The 20866-nt window shown below is 56.6% G+C and carries 20 protein-coding genes, 1 tRNA gene and 1 pseudogene; 3 read left to right on the top strand and 19 right to left on the bottom strand.

From position 1 onward, the window contains the following. Position 1 precedes the first annotated feature (1 nt). Positions 2–1552 (top strand): hypothetical protein, encoded by a 1551-nt coding sequence (locus tag HYX42_RS12740; protein WP_293403548.1) that lies wholly within the window; start codon positions 2–4, stop codon positions 1550–1552. 172 nt (positions 1553–1724) lie between these two features. Here the strand turns inward: HYX42_RS12740 and HYX42_RS12735 are convergent. From HYX42_RS12735 to HYX42_RS12680, 12 genes are all read right to left on the bottom strand, one after another. Then, positions 1725–1801, bottom strand: a tRNA-Pro gene (locus tag HYX42_RS12735). A gap of 35 nt (positions 1802–1836) precedes the next feature. Further along, on the bottom strand, positions 1837–2322 hold the full coding sequence (locus HYX42_RS12730) for a MerR family transcriptional regulator (protein WP_293403546.1): 486 nt from the start codon (positions 2320–2322) through the stop codon (positions 1837–1839). A 203-nt stretch (positions 2323–2525) separates the two neighbouring features. After that, positions 2526–2858, bottom strand: a complete 333-nt coding sequence (locus HYX42_RS12725) for an integration host factor subunit alpha (RefSeq protein ID WP_293403544.1) — start codon at positions 2856–2858, stop codon at positions 2526–2528. Positions 2859–2916: 58 nt separating this feature from the next. Next, positions 2917–5343, bottom strand: a complete 2427-nt coding sequence (gene pheT, locus HYX42_RS12720; protein WP_293403542.1) for a phenylalanine--tRNA ligase subunit beta — start codon at positions 5341–5343, stop codon at positions 2917–2919. 24 nt (positions 5344–5367) lie between these two features. After that, a complete protein-coding gene (gene pheS, locus HYX42_RS12715) occupies positions 5368–6432 on the bottom strand; it encodes a phenylalanine--tRNA ligase subunit alpha (protein WP_293403540.1) in 1065 nt (354 codons plus the stop codon). Positions 6433–6600: 168 nt separating this feature from the next. Next, the gene (gene rplT, locus HYX42_RS12710) at positions 6601–6960 is read right to left on the bottom strand and encodes a 50S ribosomal protein L20 (protein WP_293403538.1); all 360 of its coding nucleotides are present in this window, start codon (positions 6958–6960) and stop codon (positions 6601–6603) included. Positions 6961–6985: 25 nt separating this feature from the next. Beyond that, a complete protein-coding gene (gene rpmI, locus HYX42_RS12705; protein ID WP_293403536.1) occupies positions 6986–7189 on the bottom strand; it encodes a 50S ribosomal protein L35 in 204 nt (67 codons plus the stop codon). A 248-nt stretch (positions 7190–7437) separates the two neighbouring features. Next, positions 7438–8046 carry a translation initiation factor IF-3 gene (gene infC / locus HYX42_RS12700; protein WP_293403636.1) on the bottom strand — a complete coding sequence of 203 codons (609 nt, stop codon included), beginning with the start codon at positions 8044–8046 and terminating at the stop codon, positions 7438–7440. Between the two features lie 95 nt (positions 8047–8141). Then, a complete protein-coding gene (gene thrS, locus HYX42_RS12695; RefSeq protein ID WP_293403534.1) occupies positions 8142–10055 on the bottom strand; it encodes a threonine--tRNA ligase in 1914 nt (637 codons plus the stop codon). 262 nt (positions 10056–10317) lie between these two features. Beyond that, positions 10318–10497: a hypothetical protein gene (locus tag HYX42_RS12690; RefSeq protein ID WP_293403532.1), complete on the bottom strand. Its 180-nt coding sequence runs from the start codon at positions 10495–10497 to the stop codon at positions 10318–10320. 159 nt (positions 10498–10656) lie between these two features. Beyond that, entirely contained in the window at positions 10657–11988 is a 1332-nt protein-coding gene (gene aceA / locus HYX42_RS12685) for an isocitrate lyase (protein ID WP_293403530.1), read from the bottom strand. 297 nt (positions 11989–12285) lie between these two features. Continuing rightward, positions 12286–12720 carry a gamma-glutamylcyclotransferase gene (locus HYX42_RS12680; RefSeq protein WP_293403528.1) on the bottom strand — a complete coding sequence of 145 codons (435 nt, stop codon included), beginning with the start codon at positions 12718–12720 and terminating at the stop codon, positions 12286–12288. A 59-nt stretch (positions 12721–12779) separates the two neighbouring features. Here HYX42_RS12680 and HYX42_RS12675 point away from each other — a divergent pair, with 59 nt between their 5' ends. After that, on the top strand, positions 12780–13706 hold the full coding sequence (locus HYX42_RS12675; RefSeq protein WP_293403526.1) for a DMT family transporter: 927 nt from the start codon (positions 12780–12782) through the stop codon (positions 13704–13706). On the opposite strand, the gene HYX42_RS12670 is transcribed toward HYX42_RS12675, so the two are convergent. The 6 genes from HYX42_RS12670 to hemN all read right to left on the bottom strand — a co-directional run bounded on the left by HYX42_RS12670 (position 13672) and on the right by hemN (position 19990). After that, the gene (locus HYX42_RS12670) at positions 13672–14541 is read right to left on the bottom strand and encodes an ABC transporter permease (protein WP_293403635.1); all 870 of its coding nucleotides are present in this window, start codon (positions 14539–14541) and stop codon (positions 13672–13674) included. The genes HYX42_RS12675 and HYX42_RS12670 overlap by 35 nt on opposite strands. 1 nt (position 14542) lies before the next feature. Beyond that, complete coding sequence (locus tag HYX42_RS12665; RefSeq protein ID WP_293403524.1) at positions 14543–15454, bottom strand: ABC transporter permease; 912 nt, start codon at positions 15452–15454, stop codon at positions 14543–14545. Between the two features lie 14 nt (positions 15455–15468). Beyond that, positions 15469–16572, bottom strand: a complete 1104-nt coding sequence (potA, locus tag HYX42_RS12660; protein WP_293403522.1) for a polyamine ABC transporter ATP-binding protein — start codon at positions 16570–16572, stop codon at positions 15469–15471. Next, positions 16573–17736 (bottom strand): extracellular solute-binding protein, encoded by a 1164-nt coding sequence (locus HYX42_RS12655; RefSeq protein WP_293403520.1) that lies wholly within the window; start codon positions 17734–17736, stop codon positions 16573–16575. It lies immediately after the preceding gene. Positions 17737–17884: 148 nt separating this feature from the next. Then, complete coding sequence (locus HYX42_RS12650) at positions 17885–18571, bottom strand: sulfite exporter TauE/SafE family protein (protein ID WP_293403518.1); 687 nt, start codon at positions 18569–18571, stop codon at positions 17885–17887. Between the two features lie 36 nt (positions 18572–18607). After that, positions 18608–19990: an oxygen-independent coproporphyrinogen III oxidase gene (gene hemN, locus HYX42_RS12645; protein ID WP_293403516.1), complete on the bottom strand. Its 1383-nt coding sequence runs from the start codon at positions 19988–19990 to the stop codon at positions 18608–18610. A gap of 192 nt (positions 19991–20182) precedes the next feature. On the opposite strand from hemN, the pseudogene HYX42_RS12640 reads away from it, so the two are divergent. Continuing rightward, a pseudogene (locus HYX42_RS12640) lies at positions 20183–20725 on the top strand (cyclic nucleotide-binding domain-containing protein); the annotation flags it as partial. Positions 20726–20754: 29 nt separating this feature from the next. On the opposite strand, the gene HYX42_RS23230 reads toward HYX42_RS12640, so the two are convergent. Continuing rightward, on the bottom strand, positions 20755–20866 hold a 112-nt coding region (locus tag HYX42_RS23230; RefSeq protein WP_366931151.1), incomplete at its 5' end, for an IS3 family transposase.

The raw sequence follows: 20866 nt of genomic DNA, 5'->3' as shown, positions 1-20866 counted from the left end.
AATGCTTGAGAAATTTAACTCGGTAGCCCTCGGTGTACCTGCGCAGCAATATTACGTGCGCTGTCACGTGTCGGTCGAGCGACAAGTTCCGGTCATGACGGACTTTGCAGTCCGACTTATTCACTTGGCAGAGAAAATCGAATTTGAAGTATTCAGGGAATATTTTGGACTTGCAGGACATGAGGCAAATGAACTTGTTGAAGTCCTCAAGTCCGAAGGATTAGCTCAAGACTCTGAGGGCGTCTTATCCCTTACCTCATACGCCCTGGCTCGATTTGTGGCGTCAAATGATGGGGTTCCCAGATTCACCAGAATCGTAGAGCGCCAAAGCCATCCGATTTTTAATTTGCTGACTTTTTCACCTTTAAAGCGGGCGCGAAATGGTGGATATTGGGACAACACCCTTGACCTGAATTGGGAGACTGCAGAAAACGGTTCCGCTCACACGCTAGACCATGCTTCTGAAGCCTTTCATCGACATTTCAATGACATTGAAAGGATTGATAAGGATGATGAAAATAAACGAGCCTTCAGCGTATACAAAATAGAAGAAATTTCCTCGGGAAAGCGATTTAACGTTCCCGTTCCGATGGATTTCTATATTGGTATGGACGGGAACATTGAGTATCAGCTCGAAGACAACGCACTATTGCCAGATGACCTGAAATCAAAATTGACCCAATTGACCGCCGACCGAGTTGGGAAAATGGTCACCCATCCGGACTTTTTTTCAGAATTTCCAGCAGTTTTTGATGACTCTGTTCTAAGGCGGTATATGCGCGAAGTCACTCAATCAGGTGCTTCAATAGGCGGCACCATGACGCTGAAGACATCAACACACCTTGAGTTTTCGTTCTCAACATATGTGAAAGAGGTACACGCAGAAGGCAATGGAGAGATATATGACGCCGGAAAAAGTCAGGCAGTGCTTGGCGCTTTGTACATGCCAAAAAACCTTGAAAAGCTTCTGAAAGGACTTGAAAAGGCTCTTCGGTACTTTGCAACCAACAGACCGCCAGAAACACCGTTCCCCACTGAGATGTTCTGGGTGATTCCGGAAAGCGAGCTGTGGGGGCGTACTGAGATGTTGAAAGATTCAGTGTTTGCGATCTCTAAGCTCATTGAGAAGGAGTGGGGTGAGGCTGTCGACATCGTCGCAGTGTGTAATGCTGGTCAATCTGACCGCAAAGATTCATTACTGAGCAAGGCGCGCCTTCTATTGAATGCCGGTTTCAATGACGTACTGTTGGGACCATCTCCAGCAATGTCCGAAAGATTCGAAATTTTGGTGCTACCTGGGGTGCATGTCTCAGCCTTGTATCAGTGGAAGACTCCTGCATCGGAGTTTCTTTGCGTGCCCATTGGATTCATCTCGGAGCACAACAAGAAGCTTGCCAAGTCACTTACTTTTTTGCGAAAGGTATGCACCTCCAAACTTTACCGAGCCTTTTGGGGAAATTCGGATGATGGGGATGGCAACCGTTTGATGCTCAACGATGTTTCACCTTCAGAATTCTTGTATCTGGATGGGTTCGTCAAGGTCGAGAACTAGGCTCTGGAGTCAATGCTTACCGCACCGTCGAACCGGAACCCAACATTCTCATGAGTACTCAAAGAAATACTGACAGCCTAGGTGTGGGGGGCAAAGTGAGGGCAATCCACTAATAAGTGATCAGAAAGAAGAAAGGACTTAGAGCATTTCCACTCTAAGTCCTTGATTCATTTGGTCGGTGTGAAAGGATTCGAACCTTCGACCCCTTGCACCCCATGCAAGTGCGCTACCAGGCTGCGCCACACACCGAAGCCTCAAATTATAGCTTGCGCCAAGCTGTGTTCTTAATAAGTGGCGCCGAGCAGATCACGAATTTCAAAGAGTTCGCGGCGTACCAGTTGCAGGCGTTGCTGGGCGAGGATGCCGCTGGGCAGGTCGGCTGCGTCGTTGCCGGGCTCGCTGTCTTCAAAATCGCCTGAGTCGGCAAAGTCACCCAGGCCTGAATCGGCACCGTCGATGATGTCTACGCCGTCAAGCATGACCTCGCCGTTGCGGCGCTTGTCGGCCTCGACCTGGACAATCTCATGCAATTTGTTGCGCGCACCGCTGATGGTGAAGCCCTGGTCGTAGAGCAGATCACGTATGCGGCGGATCATCAGCACCTCATGGTGCTGGTAGTAGCGGCGGTTGCCGCGCCTTTTCATCGGGCGCAGCTGCGTGAACTCTTGCTCCCAATAACGGAGCACGTGAGGTTTGACGCCGCACAAATCACTGACCTCACCGATGGTGAAGTAGCGTTTCGCGGGGATGGGAGGAAGGGATTTCTCCAATTAAATCAATGCGCTAAGGGGGAAACCTCCAAATCTACTCTAAGTCGAAACTTAGCGCAAAGAGTTGAAGATTTTTTTTGAAATGTGTTGCGCCGTCACACAATTAACATCTGCTGACAGATACCGCCGGCAAGAAAGCGGGCGGCTGGGGCTGGAAAACCCTGAATTTCAGCTGACCGACCATGCGGGTCTTTTAAGACGACCTATTCCGTCGGCGTTGCGCCGTTGCCCTGGATCTGGTCTTTGAGCTTGTGGCTGGCGTGGAAGGTGACCACGCGGCGGGCTTCGATGGGGATGGCTTCGCCGGTGCGGGGGTTGCGGCCTGGGCGCGGGGCTTTGGTGCGGATCTGGAAGTTGCCGAAGCCGGAGATCTTGACGTCGTTGCCATCGACCAGGCTGTCGGAAATCAGGTCAAAAAACGCGTCGATCATGTCCTTCGACTCACGTTTGTTGAGGCCAATTTGCTCAAACAACAATTCGGCCAGGTGCGCCTTGGTCAGCGCAGGCGTTTCCAGGCTTTCAATTGAAAATTCCACTTGAGCTCTCCTCCGGATGCTGTTTTTGTCTGGAATCACTGATGTGGGCGTTGCCCCATCAGGCCCTGAGTCGCGCCTGCAATTTGGCCTGCAGGTTGGCCAGTACCGCTTGTACCGCCGCCTCGATGTCTTCTTCGGTCAGTGTAGCGGCGTCGCTGGAAAGCACCAAACGCACGGCCAGGCTTTTCTCGCCCTGCTGCATGCTGGTGTTGGCGGCCTGTGGCCTGTACACGTCAAACAGCGTAGCGGCCTTGAGCAGGCCGCGTGTGTCGGCACCGCGGATGGCAGCCATCAGGGCCGCGTGCGTGACGCCCTCGGCCACGATGACGGCAATGTCGCGCTCAACGGGCTGCAGCTTGCTGACGACCTCAAATACCGGCACGGGGCGCTGCAGCACGGCGTCAAGGTCAAGCTCAAACAGCAGCGGTGCCTGGGCCAACTCGTAACCCTGCCGCCACTTGGGGTGCAACTCACCGACAAAACCGATCACCTTGCCGTTGACCGACACACTGGCGCAGCGGCCGGGGTGCATGGCGGGGTGTTCAGCCGGTGCAAACACGGCGGAGAGAGGTGCAAGCAAAGCCTCAACATCACCCTTGATGTCGAAGAAGTCAACGCTTTTGTCTGGCTGGCCCCAATGCAGGGCAGCACGCGGGCCGTAAGCCAGGCCCGCGACACGCATGGGCTGGTTAAAACCGGCGACGGTGGTGTCGGTGTTCTGGCTTTGCGCATCACGCAAAAAGACACGGCCAAGCTCAAACACATTGACGCGGGGCGCCTTGCGGTCGAGGTTGAACTTGAGCACCTGGAGCAGCGAACCCACCAGCGAAGAGCGCATGACGCTCATCTGGCTGGCGATGGGGTTGAGCAGCTTGATGGGGTCGGGGTTGCCGGCCAGCTCATGCTCCCAGCGTTCTTCGACAAAGCTGAAGTTGATGGTTTCCTGGTAGCCCAGCGACGCCAGCGCGCGGCGCACGGCAAACGGGCTGCGTTCAGCCTCTGCACGCAGCTTGGCCGTGATGGGCGCGAGCGGTGGTGTTTCAGGCAGGTTGTTGTAACCCACCATGCGCACGACCTCTTCGATGAGGTCTTCTTCAATCTGGATGTCAAAACGATAGGCTGGCGGCGTGACGGTGAGGGTGCCCTCCCCCTCCACCACTTCAAGGCCAAGGCGCTTGAGCGCATCAAGGCACTGCGCCTGCGTGAGCGGCATGCCAATGACCTTGGCGGCACGTGCCACACGCAAGGTGACCGGCTGCGCCTTGGGCACATTGGGTTGCTGGTCATCGATGGGGCCGCACACCGTATCGGGCGTGCCGCAGATATCGATGATGAGTTGCGTGATGCGTTCGATGTGCTCGACGGTCTGCGCTGGGTCTACGCCACGCTCGAAACGATGGCCTGCATCGGTTGAGAAATTGAAGCGGCGTGAACGGCCGGCAATCGCTTTGGGCCACCAGAAGGCGGCTTCAACGTAGACGTTTTGCGTGTCGTCAGAGACGGCAGTTGCGTCGCCGCCCATGATGCCAGCGAGCGACTCGACCTGAGCGTCGTCTGCAATGACACCGACTTTTTCATCGACGGTGACGGTATTGCCGTTGAGCAGCTTGAGCGATTCACCGGGCTTGCCCCAGCGGACATCGAGGCCGCCATGAATCTTGTCGAGGTCAAAAATGTGCGAAGGGCGGCCCAGCTCGAACATCACGTAGTTTGAAATGTCGACCAGCGCGGTGACGCTGCGCTGGCCACAACGGGCCAGGCGGTCGACCATCCAGCCGGGCGTGACAGCCTTGGTGTTGACCTTGCGCACCACACGGCCTGAAAAGCGGCCGCAGAGGTCTGGGGCGCTGATCTTGACGGGCAAACGGGTCGCGTCATTCACGGGCACGGCAGGAATGGCAGGCACCTTGAGCGGTGCGCCTGTCAGCGCGGCCAACTCGCGTGCGACGCCGTACACACTGAGGCAATGCGCAAGGTTGGGCGTGAGCTTGAGGGTGAACAGGGTGTCGTCGAGCTTGAGGTGCTCACGGATGTTTTGGCCCAGCGGCGCGTCTGCCGCCAGTTCAAGCAGGCCGCCGTGGTCTTCAGACAGCTTGAGCTCGCGTGCGGAGCACAACATGCCCTGGCTCTCAACACCGCGCAGCTTGCCGACCTTGATGAGGAAGGGTTTGCCGTCTTCACCCGGTGGAAGCTCTGCGCCGACAAGGGCAACAGGCACCCTGATGCCGACGCGGGCATTGGGCGCACCGCAAACGATATTGAGCAATGCGCCCTGCCCTGCATCGACCTGGCAGATACGCAGGCGATCAGCATCAGGGTGCTGCACGCACTCCTTGATCTCGCCGATGACGATTTTGGTGAACGGTGGCGCGACGGGTTTGAGCTCTTCAACCTCGAGCCCGGCCATGGTCAAAGTTTCGGCGAGCTGTTCGGTCGTCAGGGGCGGGTTGCAGAATTCGCGCAACCAGGATTCTGGGAATTGCATGTTCTTACCTTGTTGTTCTTATTTTTATGACTGAAACTGAGACAGGAAGCGGATATCGCCATCGAAGAACAGGCGCAGGTCATTGACGCCGTAACGCAGCATGGTCAGGCGGTCAGGGCCCATGCCGAAGGCGAAGCCGATGTACTTTTCAGGGTCCAGGCCCATGTTGCGCACCACATTCGGGTGCACCTGGCCTGAGCCGGCCACTTCAAGCCAGCGGCCAGACAGCGGGCCCGACTGGAACTGGATGTCGATCTCTGCGCTGGGCTCTGTGAACGGGAAAAAGCTGGGGCGGAAGCGCAACACGAGGTCGTCGCTTTCGAAGAAGGTGCGGCAGAAATCGGTGAAGACAAACTTCAAATCCTTGAAGCTGACGTTCTCGCCAATCCACAGGCCTTCGCATTGATGGAACATGGGCGAATGGGTGGCGTCGCTGTCGACGCGGTAGGTACGGCCAGGGGCGATGACACGAATCTCGGGCATGCGGCCGCCGGCATCGATCAGCGCGCGGTGTTTTTTGACGTGCTGGACCGCATAACGGATCTGCATCGGACTGGTGTGCGTGCGCAGCAGGTTGGGTGCCGCCTCTGTGCCGCCCTCAACATAAAACGTGTCGTGCATGGAGCGTGCGGGATGGTCCTCAGGCGTGTTGAGCGCGGTGAAATTGAACCAGTCGGTTTCGATCTCGGGGCCTTGGGCCACATCGAAACCCATGGAGCCGAAGATGGCTTCAATACGCTCCAGCGTGAGTGAGACAGGGTGCAGGCCGCCCTGGCTGCGTTGCCGGCCCGGCAGGCTGACGTCGAGTGCTTCGGCCTTGAGCTGCTTTTCAAGCTCGGCATCGGCCAGCGCCTGGCGGCGTGCATTGAGGGCCGCCTCAATCGCCTGCTTGGCGAGGTTGATGGCGGCGCCGCGGGATTTTTTCTCTTCGACGCTGAGTGCAGCCATGCCCTTCATCAACTCTGTGACGCGGCCGGACTTGCCGAGGAACAGCGCCTTGGCGTTCTCAAGGTCGGCCGGCGTGGCGGCTTGTTCAAAACTGGCTTTGGCGCTGTTGACCAGCTCGCCCAGGGCATCAGGTTGATTCATACATTCCCGGTTTCAACTTATATATGTGGCACAGGCGTTTTCAGCAATGCTCAGCGCGGCTGAGGCTTGTTGAAAAGACCATGAAAAAGGGCCAGAGCCTTTTCAAGCTCCAGCCCTTTGTCTTCAAGCGCAACCGGCTATTGATTCAATAGCCTGCTGCTTTGAAAATCAGGCAGCCAGCTTGGCCTTGACCTGCTCGACGATGGCGCCAAATGCAGCGCTGTCGTGAATGGCCATATCGGACAGAACCTTGCGGTCGATCTCGATGCCGGCTTTCTTCAGGCCGTTGGCGAACTGGCTGTATGTCATGCCGAATGAACGGCTTGCAGCATTGATACGGGCGATCCACAACTGGCGGAACACGCGTTTCTTGGTACGGCGGTCACGGTAGGCATATTGCCCGGCCTTCATTACCGCTTCTTTGGCGATCCGGAAGACATTACCGCGGCGACCGCGGAAACCTTTTGCAAGGGTGAGAACTTTTTTGTGGCGGGCGCGAGCCGTTACACCACGTTTGACGCGAGGCATGTGTTTACTCCTTGTTCGTCGTTAATTAAATGCCCTGGCCGGGAAGCATCTGCGACATGTGACCCATATTGGTCTCATGCACAGTCACTGCACCGCGCAACTGGCGTTTGTTTTTGGTGGTCTTCTTGGTCAGGATGTGACGTTTGAAGGCTTGACCGCGCTTGACGGTGCCACCTGGACGAACGCGAAAACGCTTTTTCGCGCTGCTCTTGGTCTTCATTTTGGGCATGTAAATGCTCCTTTTCATTTGTGCTCGTGAGGCGCTGCGAACCTACGCAGACTTGATGGCCCCGAGCCACTTGTTGTGGCGAGTTTTACCTCTCCACTTGTTGTGGCGAGTGTTTAATTCGCCACTTTTGGCGGTGAGATTTACCTCACTGCCTGCGCAGAAGATTTGACTCCCCTGCTTTCGCAAAACCGGCTTTCACCGCCTTTGCGGGAGCGCCCGAAAGCTGCCCCTTATTCATGCGCTACGGCTCAGGCCGTAGCAGTCGATGCCGGTGCAGCTTCTGCTGCCGGCTTGGCGTTTCCGCCGCCTGCCTTCTTGCGGCCCGGTGCAATCATCATGACCATCTGGCGGCCTTCGAGCTTGGGGAACTGCTCCACCACGATCAAATCTGCCAGCTCATCACGAATCCGCGCCAGCAGGGCCAGGCCCAGTTCCTGGTGCGTAATCTCACGACCGCGAAAGCGCAAGGTGATCTTGCACTTGTCGCCGTCTTCCAAAAAGCGCTTGATATTGCGCAATTTGATGTTGTAGTCGCCATCATCAGTGCCGGGACGGAATTTGATTTCCTTGATCTCGATCACTTTTTGCTTGGACTTCGCTTCCGCTGCCTTTTTCTGCTCGGCGTACTTGAACTTGCCGTAATCCATCAACCTGCACACGGGTGGAACCGCTGTGGGGGAGATTTCAACAAGATCGACATCTGCTTCACCGGCGAGGCGCAAGGCCTCCATGATGCTGACAATACCCAGGGGTTCATTGTCCGGCCCCGACAAACGGACTTCGGGGGCCATGATTTCACGGTTCAAGCGATGCTTGCGTTCTTCGCGCTGGCGGCGGTCACGAAATTCAGTAGCGATGGTTCTATCCTTTAACTTTTGCTATAAAAGCTATAGCGGCTTGCGCCCGCCCTGTAAGGACGACAGGCCAAGATCATCAACAAACGAGTCAAAAATCAGGCTTTTTGTGCAATGTCGGAAGCGATCATTTGAGAGAAGGCTTCGAGGGACATCACTCCAAGGTCTTTGTTACCCCGGGCGCGCACTGCGACGGCTTTGGCTTCTTTCTCCTTGTCGCCTACGACGAGGATGTATGGAAGCTTTTGCAACGAGTGCTCCCGTATTTTATACGTAATTTTCTCGTTGCGCAGGTCCAAATTGACCCTAAGCCCTTGATTTTGCAGTGTTTTAACAACTTCCCGGGCGTAATCTGACTGGGAATCGGTGATATTGAGCACCGAAACCTGCGCCGGGGCCAGCCAGGCGGGCATGGCGCCGGCGTGCTGTTCGATCAGAATGCCGATAAAACGCTCCAGGCTGCCCACAATCGCGCGGTGCAGCATGACCGGGCGATGGCGGTTGCCGTCTTCACCCACATATTCCGCATCCAGGCGCTCGGGCATCGAGAAGTCAACCTGGATGGTGCCGCACTGCCATTGCCGGCCGATGGCGTCTTTCAGCGTGTATTCAATTTTGGGGCCGTAAAAAGCGCCCTCGCCCGGTGATATCTGGAATTCGCAGCCCGATGCGCGCAGGCTTTCCATCAGCGCGTGCTCGGCCTTGTCCCAGCTTTCATCGGAGCCGATACGGGCATCCGGCCGCGTTGCCACCTTGTAGATGATGCTGTCACTCTGAAAACCAAAGTCGGCATACACCTTCTGCAGCAGCGTCGTGTAGTCAACGCACTCTTTCAGAATCTGGTCTTCGGTACAGAAGATGTGACCGTCGTCCTGCGTGAAGCCGCGCACGCGCATGATGCCGTGCAGGCCGCCCGAAGGCTCGTTGCGGTGGCACTGGCCGAACTCGCCGTAGCGTAGCGGCAGGTCGCGGTAGCTCTTGATGCCCTGCTTGAAGATCAGGATGTGGCCCGGGCAGTTCATGGGCTTGAGGGCGTACTCGCGCTTTTCACTCTCGGTCGTGAACATGTTGTCGCGGTACTTGTCCCAATGGCCGGTCTTTTCCCACAGCGTCTTGTCGATGATCTGTGGACCCTTGACTTCCTGGTAGCCGTTGTCCTGGTAAACCTTGCGCATGTACTGCTCAACGCCCTGCCAGATGGTCCAGCCCTTGGGGTGCCAGAACACCAGCCCGGGTGCGTGGTCATCGACATGGAACAGGTCAAGCTCACGGCCCAGCTTGCGGTGGTCGCGCTTTTCGGCTTCTTCAATCCGCTTGATATAGGCCTCAAGATCCTTTTTGTCAGCCCAGGCCGTGCCGTAAATACGCTGCAGCTGCTCGTTTTTGGCATCACCGCGCCAGTAGGCACCTGAGACCCGCGTGAGCTTGAATACTTTGAGGAAACGTGTATTTGGCACGTGGGGGCCGCGGCACATGTCGACGTATTCCTGGTGGTAATACAGGCCCATGGCTTTCTCATCGGGCATGTCCTCAACCAGGCGCAGTTTGTAGTCTTCGCCGCGGGATTTGAAGACTTCAATCACCTCGGCGCGCGGCGTCATTTTTTTCACAACGTCGTAGTCCTGCGCAATCAGTTCGCGCATGCGCGATTCGATGGCGGCCATGTCTTCGGGCGTGAACGGGCGCTCGTAGGCGATGTCGTAATAAAAACCTTCGTCGATCACCGGGCCGATCACCATCTTGGCGCTGGGGTAAAGCTGCTTGACGGCATGCCCCACCAGGTGGGCCGTCGAGTGGCGGATGATCTCAACGCCGTCATCATCCTTGGGCGTGATGATCTGCAGCTTTGCATCGTGGTCGATGCGGTCGCTGGCATCCACCAGCTTGCCGTCGACCTTGCCGGCGACAGTGACTTTGGCCAGGCCAGGGCCTATGGAAGCTGCGACCTCAGCCACAGTGACAGGACCGGAATATTCGCGTTTTGAACCGTCTGGAAGCGTGATGTGAATCATGAAAAATCTCTATCTAAAAATGGCAATAAAAAAGCGCGGTAAATGCCGCGCTTGATCAATATCCGGGAAGTTGGGGAGGTGGTGCTGGTATACAGCTGTCAACAGGGGTGCGGGCTAGCGCCCTGAATGACTCCAGGAAGAAGGCGAGGTCGTAGTTCGCGGTGTCATAACCCGGACTATCCTTCCTGTTTCAAGTTTGATTGATTGCATGGGCTTATTTTACGACACGATGGCAGCCCAGGGCGGCGAGGATTTTTTGGGCCTACTGGGACGAGACGGTTGGCATGAACCCCAAACCGCGACAGTTCTGGCATTCCATGATGACCGTCTGATTCTCGACTTCAAAGTTTTCGTTGATGTTTTCACTCTCAATGCGCAACTCCCCGGTACCGTTGCAATCGGGACAGGAAATACGCTTGAAACCCGTCGTCAGCTCAGACATCGCGGCCTCCTCCACCATTAATTGTCAGGTTTTAACCAGGGCAGGCTGCACTCTACGCGAAAACCGACCCGTAAAAAAGCCCGGGCAACCCTGTCAGGGAGGGCCCGGGCTTTCTGGTCAAACCCCGCTTTGCGGGGCCTGCCTGGCTTCAGGCAGAGATCAGTGGAACTGCTCTTCTTCGGTAGAGCCGGTCAGCGCCTTGACGCTGGACGAGCCACCCTGAATCACCGTGGTCACGTCGTCGAAGTAACCGGCGCCAACTTCCTGCTGGTGTGACACGAAGGTGTAGCCCTTGTCACGTGCTGCGAATTCAGGCTCCTGCACCATGTTGACGTAATGCTTCATGCCCTCGCCGTTGGCGTATGCATGTGCGAACTGGAAGGTGTTGAACCAGTTGATGTGGATACCGGCCAGCGTGATGAACTGGTACTTGTAGCCGAGTGCAGACAGGTCTTCCTGGAAGGACGCGATCTGCTTGTCGTTGAGGTTCTTCTTCCAGTTGAACGACGGCGAGCAGTTGTACGACAGCAGCTTGCCTGGGCAGGCAGCATGCACAGCTTGCGCGAACTCGCGGGCAAAGCCGATGTCAGGCACGCCGGTTTCGCACCAGACGAGGTCAGCGTAGGGGGCGTAGGCGACACCGCGGCTGATGGCTTGTTCCAGGCCGTTTTTGACGCGGTAGAAACCTTCCTGCGTACGCTCGCCGGTCAGGAAGGGCTTGTCATTTGCGTCATGATCAGAGGTGATCAGGTTGGCGGCTTCTGCATCGGTACGCGCCAGAACGATGGTGGACACGCCCATCACGTCGGCTGCAAAACGTGCGGAGATCAGTTTCTCGCAGGCTTCCTGCGTAGGAACCAGCACCTTGCCGCCCATGTGGCCGCATTTCTTGACGGCAGCCAGCTGGTCTTCAAAATGAACGCCTGCAGCGCCCGACTGGATCATGTTTTTCATCAGTTCGAAGGCATTCAGCACGCCGCCGAAGCCGGCTTCAGCATCGGCAACGATAGGCAGGAAGTAATCAATGAACTCTTTGTCGCCAGGGTTGATGCCGCGGCCCCACTGGATTTCATCAGCGCGCTTGAAGGTGTTGTTGATGCGGCGAACCATTGTGGGCACCGAGTCGTAGGCGTACAGCGACTGGTCGGGGTACATGGTTTCAGAGGTGTTGCCGTCAGCAGCGACTTGCCAGCCAGACAGATAGACAGCCTCAAGGCCCGCTTTGGCTTGCTGCATGGCCTGGCCAGCAGAAATCGCACCAAACGCGTTCACGTAGCCTTTTTTGGCGCCACCGTTGATTTTGTCCCAGAGCTTTTCAGCGCCACGCTTTGCAAGCGTGTGCTCAATCGGCAGCGAACCGCGCAGGCGAACCACGTCGGCAGCGCTGTAACCACGCTTGACGCCCTTCCAGCGGGGGTTGGTCGCCCAGTCTTTTTCAAGGGCTGAGATTTGCTGATCACGGCTGAGTTGTTCGGTCAGGGCTTGCGGCATGGTGGGCTCCAGAGGTTGAGGTGAATAAGAAAGAAACGGTTTGAAGAACTGACGTCAGTTTAAGTCTTCTACAAGACTTATTTATCTCTTATGTCTTATATAAGACAAAATTTAATCTCTTTTAAAATCAACGAGTTGCAAAAATATATCCACAATATGAAATTAAATTTCTTGTATTGAGAAATTATTTTGCAGTGCACCATTTTTAAATTTCACATCAAGAAAAGCACATGCTGAATTGTGAAATTTGCGCACCTGCCATCACCTGCCGTATGAACATGCATAAACCGAGCCATCTCAATCAGCCGTGAGCGTCCTCAGCTTTCTGTATTTCACCCAGTCCCCACTCTCAATCAATACCTTTCCCCGGGTTTGCGCCCCTGCGACTTCATAAACAAGGCACGATGCAGTGCGGCCATCACTATCCCCTCCTCCGTTCCGCTGCAGCCGGACCAGCACTTCGCGTTTCGCATACTCACCAGTCTGCTGGGGCCAGACCTCCTCAATTTCGTCCAGCTTGGTCTCAAGCTCCGCGCTGATTCGATACACCTCACCGCGCACGGTACCCTGCCCGCCGAGCACGATGCCTGGATAGCTTCCAAGGTCGTAAAGCGTGCCGGGTACGGAGCCCTCACCGATGTAACGGGGACGCGGATTCAGATTGTTGATGTCGCGCTGCTCCCCGCTGCACAGAGTGCCATAGACAAAAACGTGGCGGGTTTCCGGAGGCATATTTTTCAGATTTCAAAGTGATGCATTATTGAAACCAAAATGGCACAAACTGCATAGTCATGAACCGCATTCTGGCCTACGCCTGTCTTGCCCTGAGCATGTCGCTCGTGGGCAGCTATGTCGCGCTCTCCAAACCGCTTGTTGCCGCCCTGCCTGTTTTTCTTCTGGCCTGGCTGCGATTTGGTATTGGGGGCGCAGCGATGCTTCACTGGCTGAAAAAGCCTGCGGGTGAGGAGGCCACGAACAAGCAGACCAGACGCCTGCTGTTTCTGGAATCCTTCCTGGGCAACTTCCTGTTTTCGGTCTGCATGCTGTTTGGCGTAAGCATGACAAGCGCCGTTGCGGTGGGCGTCATCATGGCGTCCATCCCGGCGACGGTAGCGCTATTGAGCTGGTTATTTTTACGTGAACGTATCACCCTTCGCACCGGACTCGCGATTGCATGCGCAGTCGCAGGCGTCGTGCTTGTGTCGGTCTCAAAGCACGACCCCACACCCCACGTTGCGGAGAATCTGGAGCCAGGCTTATCGGCAAAAAATGCCTGGCTGGGCAATCTGCTGCTGGTGGGGGCTGTCATATGTGAAGCGGCATATGCCGTCATAGGGAAAAAACTGACAGGGGTTTTGAGCCCGAAACGAATCACCGCGCTGATCAATCTGTGGGGGTTTGCGCTGGTGACGCCCCTGGGCCTGTGGGCGGCATGGCGCTTTGACTTCGCCTCGGTCAGCAGTTCGAGCTGGATGTTGCTTCTGTTTTATTCCATGGCGGCAAGCGTCTGGACTGTCTGGCTCTGGATGACCGGGCTGAAAACAGTGCCGGCGAGCCAGGCCGGCGTGTTCACCGTGCTTTTGCCCATCAGCGCTGCAGCTGTTGGTGTGCTGTTCCTCGGTGAAAAACTGGGCGGCGCACAAATCGGCGCCTTTGGCATTGCGATGATTGGCGTTGTGCTGGCTACGCTGCCGCAGTGGAACGCACCGCCGCATTGATCTCGCGGTCCAGGCGTTTTTGCCGCCGCATCATGAAGATGCTGTAGGCAATGATGCCCAGCGACACTGCAGCGATCAGCAGGGTGGCTGCAGCGTAAATGGACGGGTTCACCCCGCGCCTGGCGTAGTTGAAGATGACTTGCGGCAAGGTCGTGACACCGGGGCCTGACAAAAACTCGGAGATCACCACATCATCAAATGACAAGGTGAAGGTCAACAGCCATGCAGATACAAGCGCGGGCGCAATGTTGGGCAGCGTGACGAGAAAAAACACCTGCATGGGGCGGCAGCCCAGATCCATGGCAGCCTCTTCTATTGACCTGTCCATCTCACTCAGGCGTGACTGGATGACCACCGTCGCGTAAGCCATGCCCAGGAGCGTATGGCCCAGGACGATGGTGACAAAGCCACGCTCGGGAAAACCAAGTGTTCGTTGCACGGCAACCATGAGCAACAACAATGACAGCCCGATGATGACTTCAGGCATGACCAGAGGCGCGTTCACCAGCCCATAGAACAGTGTTCGACCTGAAAACCGCTTGTAGCGCACCAGAACAAACGCCGCAAAGCTGCCCAGCACAACAGACAGCGTGCCGGTGATCAGCGCCACCTTCAATGACAGAAAGAAGCCTTCCACCAGGCGGGGATCATCTACCAATGCCTGGTACCAGCGCAGGGAAAAACCGGTAAAGATGCCGTCCTGCCGCGTACTGTTGAAGGAAAAGACGATTAAAAAAATCAGCGGGATGTAGAGAAAAAGATACACCAGCGCCAGCCACAGACGGCCGAGGTGTTTTTCACCCAGACGTTTGCCGGCTCCTGCATTGCCTGCCATGTCAGCGCCCTGTTCCCGAAGCTGCATCGCTGGACCTGTAATACCAGGCCAGAGGCACCAGGATGGCAACGATCATCACGACCGACAAGGCGGCTGCACGCGGCCAGTTGTTGCTGCTGAACATTTCGTCCCAGACGACACGGCCAATCATGATGTTCTCCGCACCGCCAAGCAAGGAGGGGATCACGAACTCTCCCACTGCGGGAATGAAGACGAGCATTGAGCCAGCGATGATGCCCGACTTGCTGAGCGGCACGGTGATCAGCCAGAAGGCTTTCCACGCACTGGCACCCAGATCGTGCGCAGCCTCAATCAGGCGCAAATCCATCTTCACCAGGTTGGCGTAGAGCGGCAGGATCATGAAGGGGCAATAGACATAGGTCATGCCCACCAGCATCGACACATCGGTGTAAAGCATGACCAGTGGCTCATGGATGATGCCCAAGCCCAGAAGAAGGTTGTTGAGCACGCCCTGATCAGCCAGGATTCCTTTCCAGGCATAAACGCGCAACAGGAACGATGTCCAGAATGGCAGCATCACCAGCATCAGCAACGCCGGGCGAACGGAGGCCCTTGCACGTGCCATGAAGTAGGCAAACGGATACCCTATCAGCAGGCAGCAAAGCGTCGTCAGGAAAGCGTACTTGAGCGAGGTCCTGTAGGCATCCACATAGATAGTGCCCCCTGCACCTGTGCCGTCGCTGAAGATGGACAGGTAGTTGTCATGCTTGAGCATGATGCGGCCGCTGTCAATGAGCGGCGTGAAGGGATCGACCCCGCTGCCCATGTCCGTGACGCTGATGCGCAGCAGGATGAGGAAAGGCAGAACAAAAAATACCAGCAACCAGCCGTAGGGCACGGCAATCACGAACCGCCTGCCCAGACTGATTCGGAAAGTTCCCGGTTTTTTCATGCGCGGCAACAAGCTTATTGGGTCAGCACGACAGGCGCAATGTCGTCCCACCAGAAGAACACGTCGTCCTCCCAGGTGATGGCGCTGCCTTCATGCCGGGTCGTATTCGTTTCGGTGATCTTGATGCGGCGGCCACCCTGCATCTCGACGATGAAGGTGTTGTAGCTGCCGAAATAGGCAATTTCTTTCACCCGGCCGGTGAACAGATTGACCGCTACATCTTCGGGACGTGACTTCGAGATGTGGATCTTCTCTGGCCGTACTGCCACAGCAGCGGCCATACCCAGTGAACCGCTGATGCCGTGGCCCACATTGACCACCCCCTGGGAAATGGTGACCTCACACCGGTCGACCTCATCTACCGTCAGTTCACCTTCGAACAGATTGACGTTTCCGATGAAGTCAGCCACAAAGCGGCAATTCGGATGTTCGTAAATCTCGCGCGGCGTGCCTACCTGAAGCACGCGGCCATGGCTCATCACGGCAATGCGCGAGGCCATGGCCATGGCCTCTTCCTGATCGTGCGTCACCATCACGCAGGTCACGCCTACCGACTCCAGGATGTTCACGAGTTCAAACTGCGTGCGCTCCCTGAGCTTTTTATCCAGCGCACCCAGGGGTTCATCAAGCAAGAGCAGTTTCGGTTTCTTGGCCAGGCTGCGCGCCAATGCCACCCGCTGCTGCTGCCCACCGGACAGCTGGTGCGGCTTGCGTTTGGCAAATGTCTCCAGCTGGACGAGCTTGAGCATCTCTTCAACCCGCGCAGCAATCTGGTCCTTTGGCATGCCCTCGCGTTTAAGGCCAAAAGCAATGTTGTCCCAGATATTGAGATGCGGAAACAGCGCATACGACTGGAACATCATGTTGATGGGGCGTTCGTACGGAGGCATGGAGGCGATGTCAACGCCACCCAGCACCACGGCCCCGGACGTAGGTGTCTCGAAACCGGCCAGCATGCGCAGCAAGGTCGACTTGCCGCAGCCCGAACTGCCCAGCAGCGCGAAGATTTCGCCCTTGTTGATGGACAGTGAGACGTCATCTACTGCAACAACACCGTCAAAACGCTTGACCAGCTGGTCGGTCCGCAAAAAGCCTTCCGACAGATTTACCCCGGCCACTCAGGAGCCTTTTTTGAACAGGGTAAAGACGTTGCTCATGGACTGTCGGGCTTCGTTGCTGAAGCTCGACGGCGACACCATCTTCTGCAGGTTGGCCGCATCCGGGAACACGGCCGGGTCTTTGGCGAGTTCGGGCTTGACGTTGGCAAGGCTGGCCTTGTTGGCCGTGGCGTAACCCAACTCATTGGTCAGCGATGCAGACACTTCCGGCTTGAGGAAATAGTTGATGAACGCCAGCGCATTGTTGGGGTGCTTCGCATCCTTGGGAATGGCCAGGTTGTCAAAGAAAATCAAGCCGCCGGTGCTGGGCAACAGTGCTTCGACCTCATTGCCGTTCTTGTTTTCGAGAGCGCGGCCACGTGCAATGTTGATGTCACCAGCCCAGCCCAGCGCCACACACGCCTTGCCTGCCGCGAGATCATCAATCATGGTGCTGGAAAACAGACGGACATGTGGCCTGACCTTGGCCAGCATCTCGCCTGCGGCTTTGTGGTCAGCTGCGTCATTGGAATAGGCATTTTTACCAAGGAAATGCATTGCAGGCGGAATCACCTCTGTCGGAGAATCAAGGAAAGCGATGCCGCAGGACTTGAGCTTGGCGGTGTAGACCGGGTTAAACACCAGTTCCCATGCGTTCTCGGGCATCGGGGTGCCGCCCAGCGCCTTGGTGACCTTGGCCTTGTTGATGCCGACGGTTGTAAAGCTCCAGGCCCAGGGCACGAGGTAGGCGTTACCGGTATCGATCTTGTCCAGTTTGGACATGATGGCCGGATCCAGATTGCCGTAATTGGCGATTTTTGCCTTGTCCAGCTTTTGAAGCAGCCCGCCATCTATCTGGCCCTTGGCAAACACAGCGCCGGGCACAACGATGTCGTAGCCGGTGTTGCCAGCCACGAGCTTGGCCTGTAGCGCTTCATTGTTCTCGAAGGTCTGGTAGTTGACCTTGATGCCGGACTCCTTTTCGAAGTTCGCCACCATGTCCTTGGCAATGTAATCAGGCCAGTTGTAGATATTGAGGACTTTTTCCTCGGTGCTGACAACTGCGGCCGGTGCGCTGCTGGCAGCGGCAGGCACTGTCGGTGCAGCGGGAGGATCTTCTTTTTTACCGCAAGCCGAAAGTGCGAGGGTCAGGACTGCGAACGACAACAACTGCTTTTTTGGCATGACTCTTGATCCGTCGGTATTCTGGTTGAGTTGACTGAAAACCCGCGCCTGCAGGGCGTGGCTGCGCCTGAAAACCAGAATTGTAAGAGCTAATTTTATTTTTTCGGCTGACTTCGTGTGTGCCGTCCAGGCACGCAATAGGTGCACCCTAAGGCGCCAAACACCATGGGGCGGTGTCGTGCACAAGCCCCATCCACAAGGCAAAGACCGACGTCACCAGCAAGGCCAGACCCGCCAGCCGAATGGCCCACTGGCCCGAGCCCTGCCTGCGCAAACGCAACCACAGCCATGGACCAGCCATCAGCGAGACGCTGCTTCCCAGCGCAAACAAGGCCATCACGGCTGCGCCCTCAACCATGCTGCTGGTCAGCGCCGCGACGAGCAAGGCGGAATACAGCAGGCCGCAGGGCAGCAGCGACCAGACAACGCCCAGGAGGAGCGCGCCAGCCCCCGGCCGCCCACCTGATCCACCCGTGACAGCCCTCACCCGCATCCAGACATGGCGCGCGGAATCCTCAAGCCACACTGGCTGGCGCGCCCGCCACAGCAGCATCAAACCCATGAATGCTGCTGCTACATGAAAAAGGCTCCACACCGGCCTCAGCGCTGCCGAATGGATGCTGAGCCAGCCAAGGCCCTGCATGGATGCCGCAGCCAGCGCGCCCATCAGGGAATAACCCGCTACCCGGCCTGCCTGGAATGTCCACATTGACCGCGTGTTGCGGCCATCGCCGGAACGGCCTATGGCCGCACAAGCTGCACCGCACATGGCCACGCAGTGCGGCCCACCTGCAAGACCCATGAACAGGGCCGTCAAGGCAAGCGTGGTTTGCATCAGGGCGTACTGATCATGAACGGGTGGGCATTGACCCTAGATGATGCGCGAAAATTTGGCACGGGTGTGATCAGCCTGCAGATATCGGTCAAACACCATGGCCACTGCCCGGATAAAAAACCAGCCATCCGCAGTGACCTTGATACCAGTAGGACCCACAACAACCAGCCCCTGGCCAGCAAGCACGGAAAGCGCCTCCATTTCGGCCCCAAAATAGTGGCGAAAATCAATCAGGTAGGCCAGCTCGATGGACTCAAACTGGAGTTCGCCCTGGCACATCAAGGCCATGATGACCGCCCGCCTGACCAGATCATCCCTGGACAAGGCCAGACCACGGACCACAGGAAGCCGCCCCTGGTCAAGATGGTCGTAATACTCCTCAAGGGTCTTTGCATTCTGGCTGTAGATGGCCCCCACCCTCCCGATCGCAGAAACCCCCAGAGCAATCAGATCGCAATCCGGCTGGGTGCTGTAACCCTGAAAATTACGATGCAGTCGTCCCTGCCGCTTGGCTACAGCCAGAGCGTCACCAGGGAGGGCAAAGTGATCCATGCCTACATACACATAGCCCGCCGCATCAAACGCAGCCAGCGATTGCGAAAGCATGGCGATCTTGCTGGATGCCGGGGGTAGCTCGGCCGCAGCGATACGCCTTTGGGGTTTGAACCGTTCCGGCAAATGGGCGTATGCATACAACGCAACCCGGTCAGGCCGGAGTGCCGCAACCTGTGCAAGGGTGCGATCGAAAGATTCGGGTGTTTGCTGGGGCAAACCATAAATCAGGTCCACATTGACCGACTCAAAACCCTGCGTCCGTGCGGCCTCAACCAGAGCAAAAACCTGCTCCACAGGCTGAACACGGTGCACCGCTTTCTGGACAGCGGGGTCAAAATCCTGCACACCGAAACTCAAGCGGTTGAATCCCAGCTCCGCCAGCACGGCAAGCCGGTTGACGTCAACCGTGCGCGGGTCAACCTCAATTGAATACTCGCCGCCTGGCGCAAAAGTAAAACTGCGATGCAGCATGGCCATCAATGCGCGAAGCTGCAAATCGCTCATGAAGGTAGGCGTGCCTCCACCGAGATGCAACTGGGTCAGCACCTGGCCGAGACCGAGATGCGCCGTGTGCAGGTTGATTTCCCTGTCGAGGTAGCGAAGATACTCGTCGGCCTTGCCGTGGTGTTTTGTAATGATCTTGTTACAGGCGCAGTAGTAACAAAGGGATTCGCAGAAGGGGATGTGCACATAGAGGGACAGCGGCAAGGCCATCGCGGCCGCCCCTGTACGACGCTGCTCGAGCGCCTGAATGTAGTCATCGGCGACAAATGCCTCCACAAACCTGTCCGCGGTGGGATAAGAGGTGTAGCGCGGGCCGTTCCCGTCAAATCGGCGAAGCAAATCAGGCGAAACAACGCTCATGAACAAGGATCCTCAGGGTTAGCGCATACTTTGCCGCTAAACTGTGCAGAAGACCTTGACATGGATCAATCGTCAACACGCACAACAAAACCAGTGACCTGGATAAAATAGCGCCTGCTGCCTCTTCTGTGAACTACCGATTCATGCCTTGCAAAATGGGCCTCCTTTCATGGACTCAAAAAAAGCAATTGAATGATTAAAGAAACCATCAAAGTAGCCTGTTCGAGTTGCAACCTGCGTGAGCTCTGCCTGCCAATGGGGCTGGACAAGGAGGAGTTGCGCAAGGTAGATGAACTGGTGGCGACAAGGCGAATGGTCAAGCGCGGCGCCTCGCTGTTCCATACCGGTGACAAATTCACCTCGCTGTATGCCATTCGCAGCGGCTTCTTCAAAACCTGCGTGACCACAGAAGATGGTCGCGACCAGGTCACGGGTTTCCAGATGGCCGGGGAAATAATTGGTCTTGATGGCATCGTGAACGACGTCCACACATGCGATGCGATCGCACTTGAAGATGCCGAAGCCTGTGTGATGCCCTTTAACCGGATTGAAGAAATCTCGAGGGAAGTGAACTCCCTGCAGCACCATGTGCACAAAATCATGAGTCGCGAGATCGTACGCGATCATGGTGTGATGCTCCTGCTGGGAAGCATGCGCGCCGAAGAGCGCCTCGCCGCCTTTCTGCTCAACCTTGTCCAGCGCCTCCAGGCACGCGGCTTCTCGAAATCCGAACTGTGGACTTGACCCGTTTTCGTAGACACATTTCAGCTTCCAGTACGAAGCTGCTCGAATGCCAGCGGGCTCAGAAGGTCAAGATGACTGTGCCTGCGGACTCGATTGTAGAAACCCTCGATGTAATCGAACACGTCTGACCTG

Origin of the sequence: Polaromonas sp. (assembly GCF_016185115.1) — a bacterium.
In the GTDB taxonomy this organism is placed as follows: domain Bacteria; phylum Pseudomonadota; class Gammaproteobacteria; order Burkholderiales; family Burkholderiaceae_C; genus Polaromonas.
This window is presented reverse-complemented; position numbering and strand designations above follow the sequence as displayed.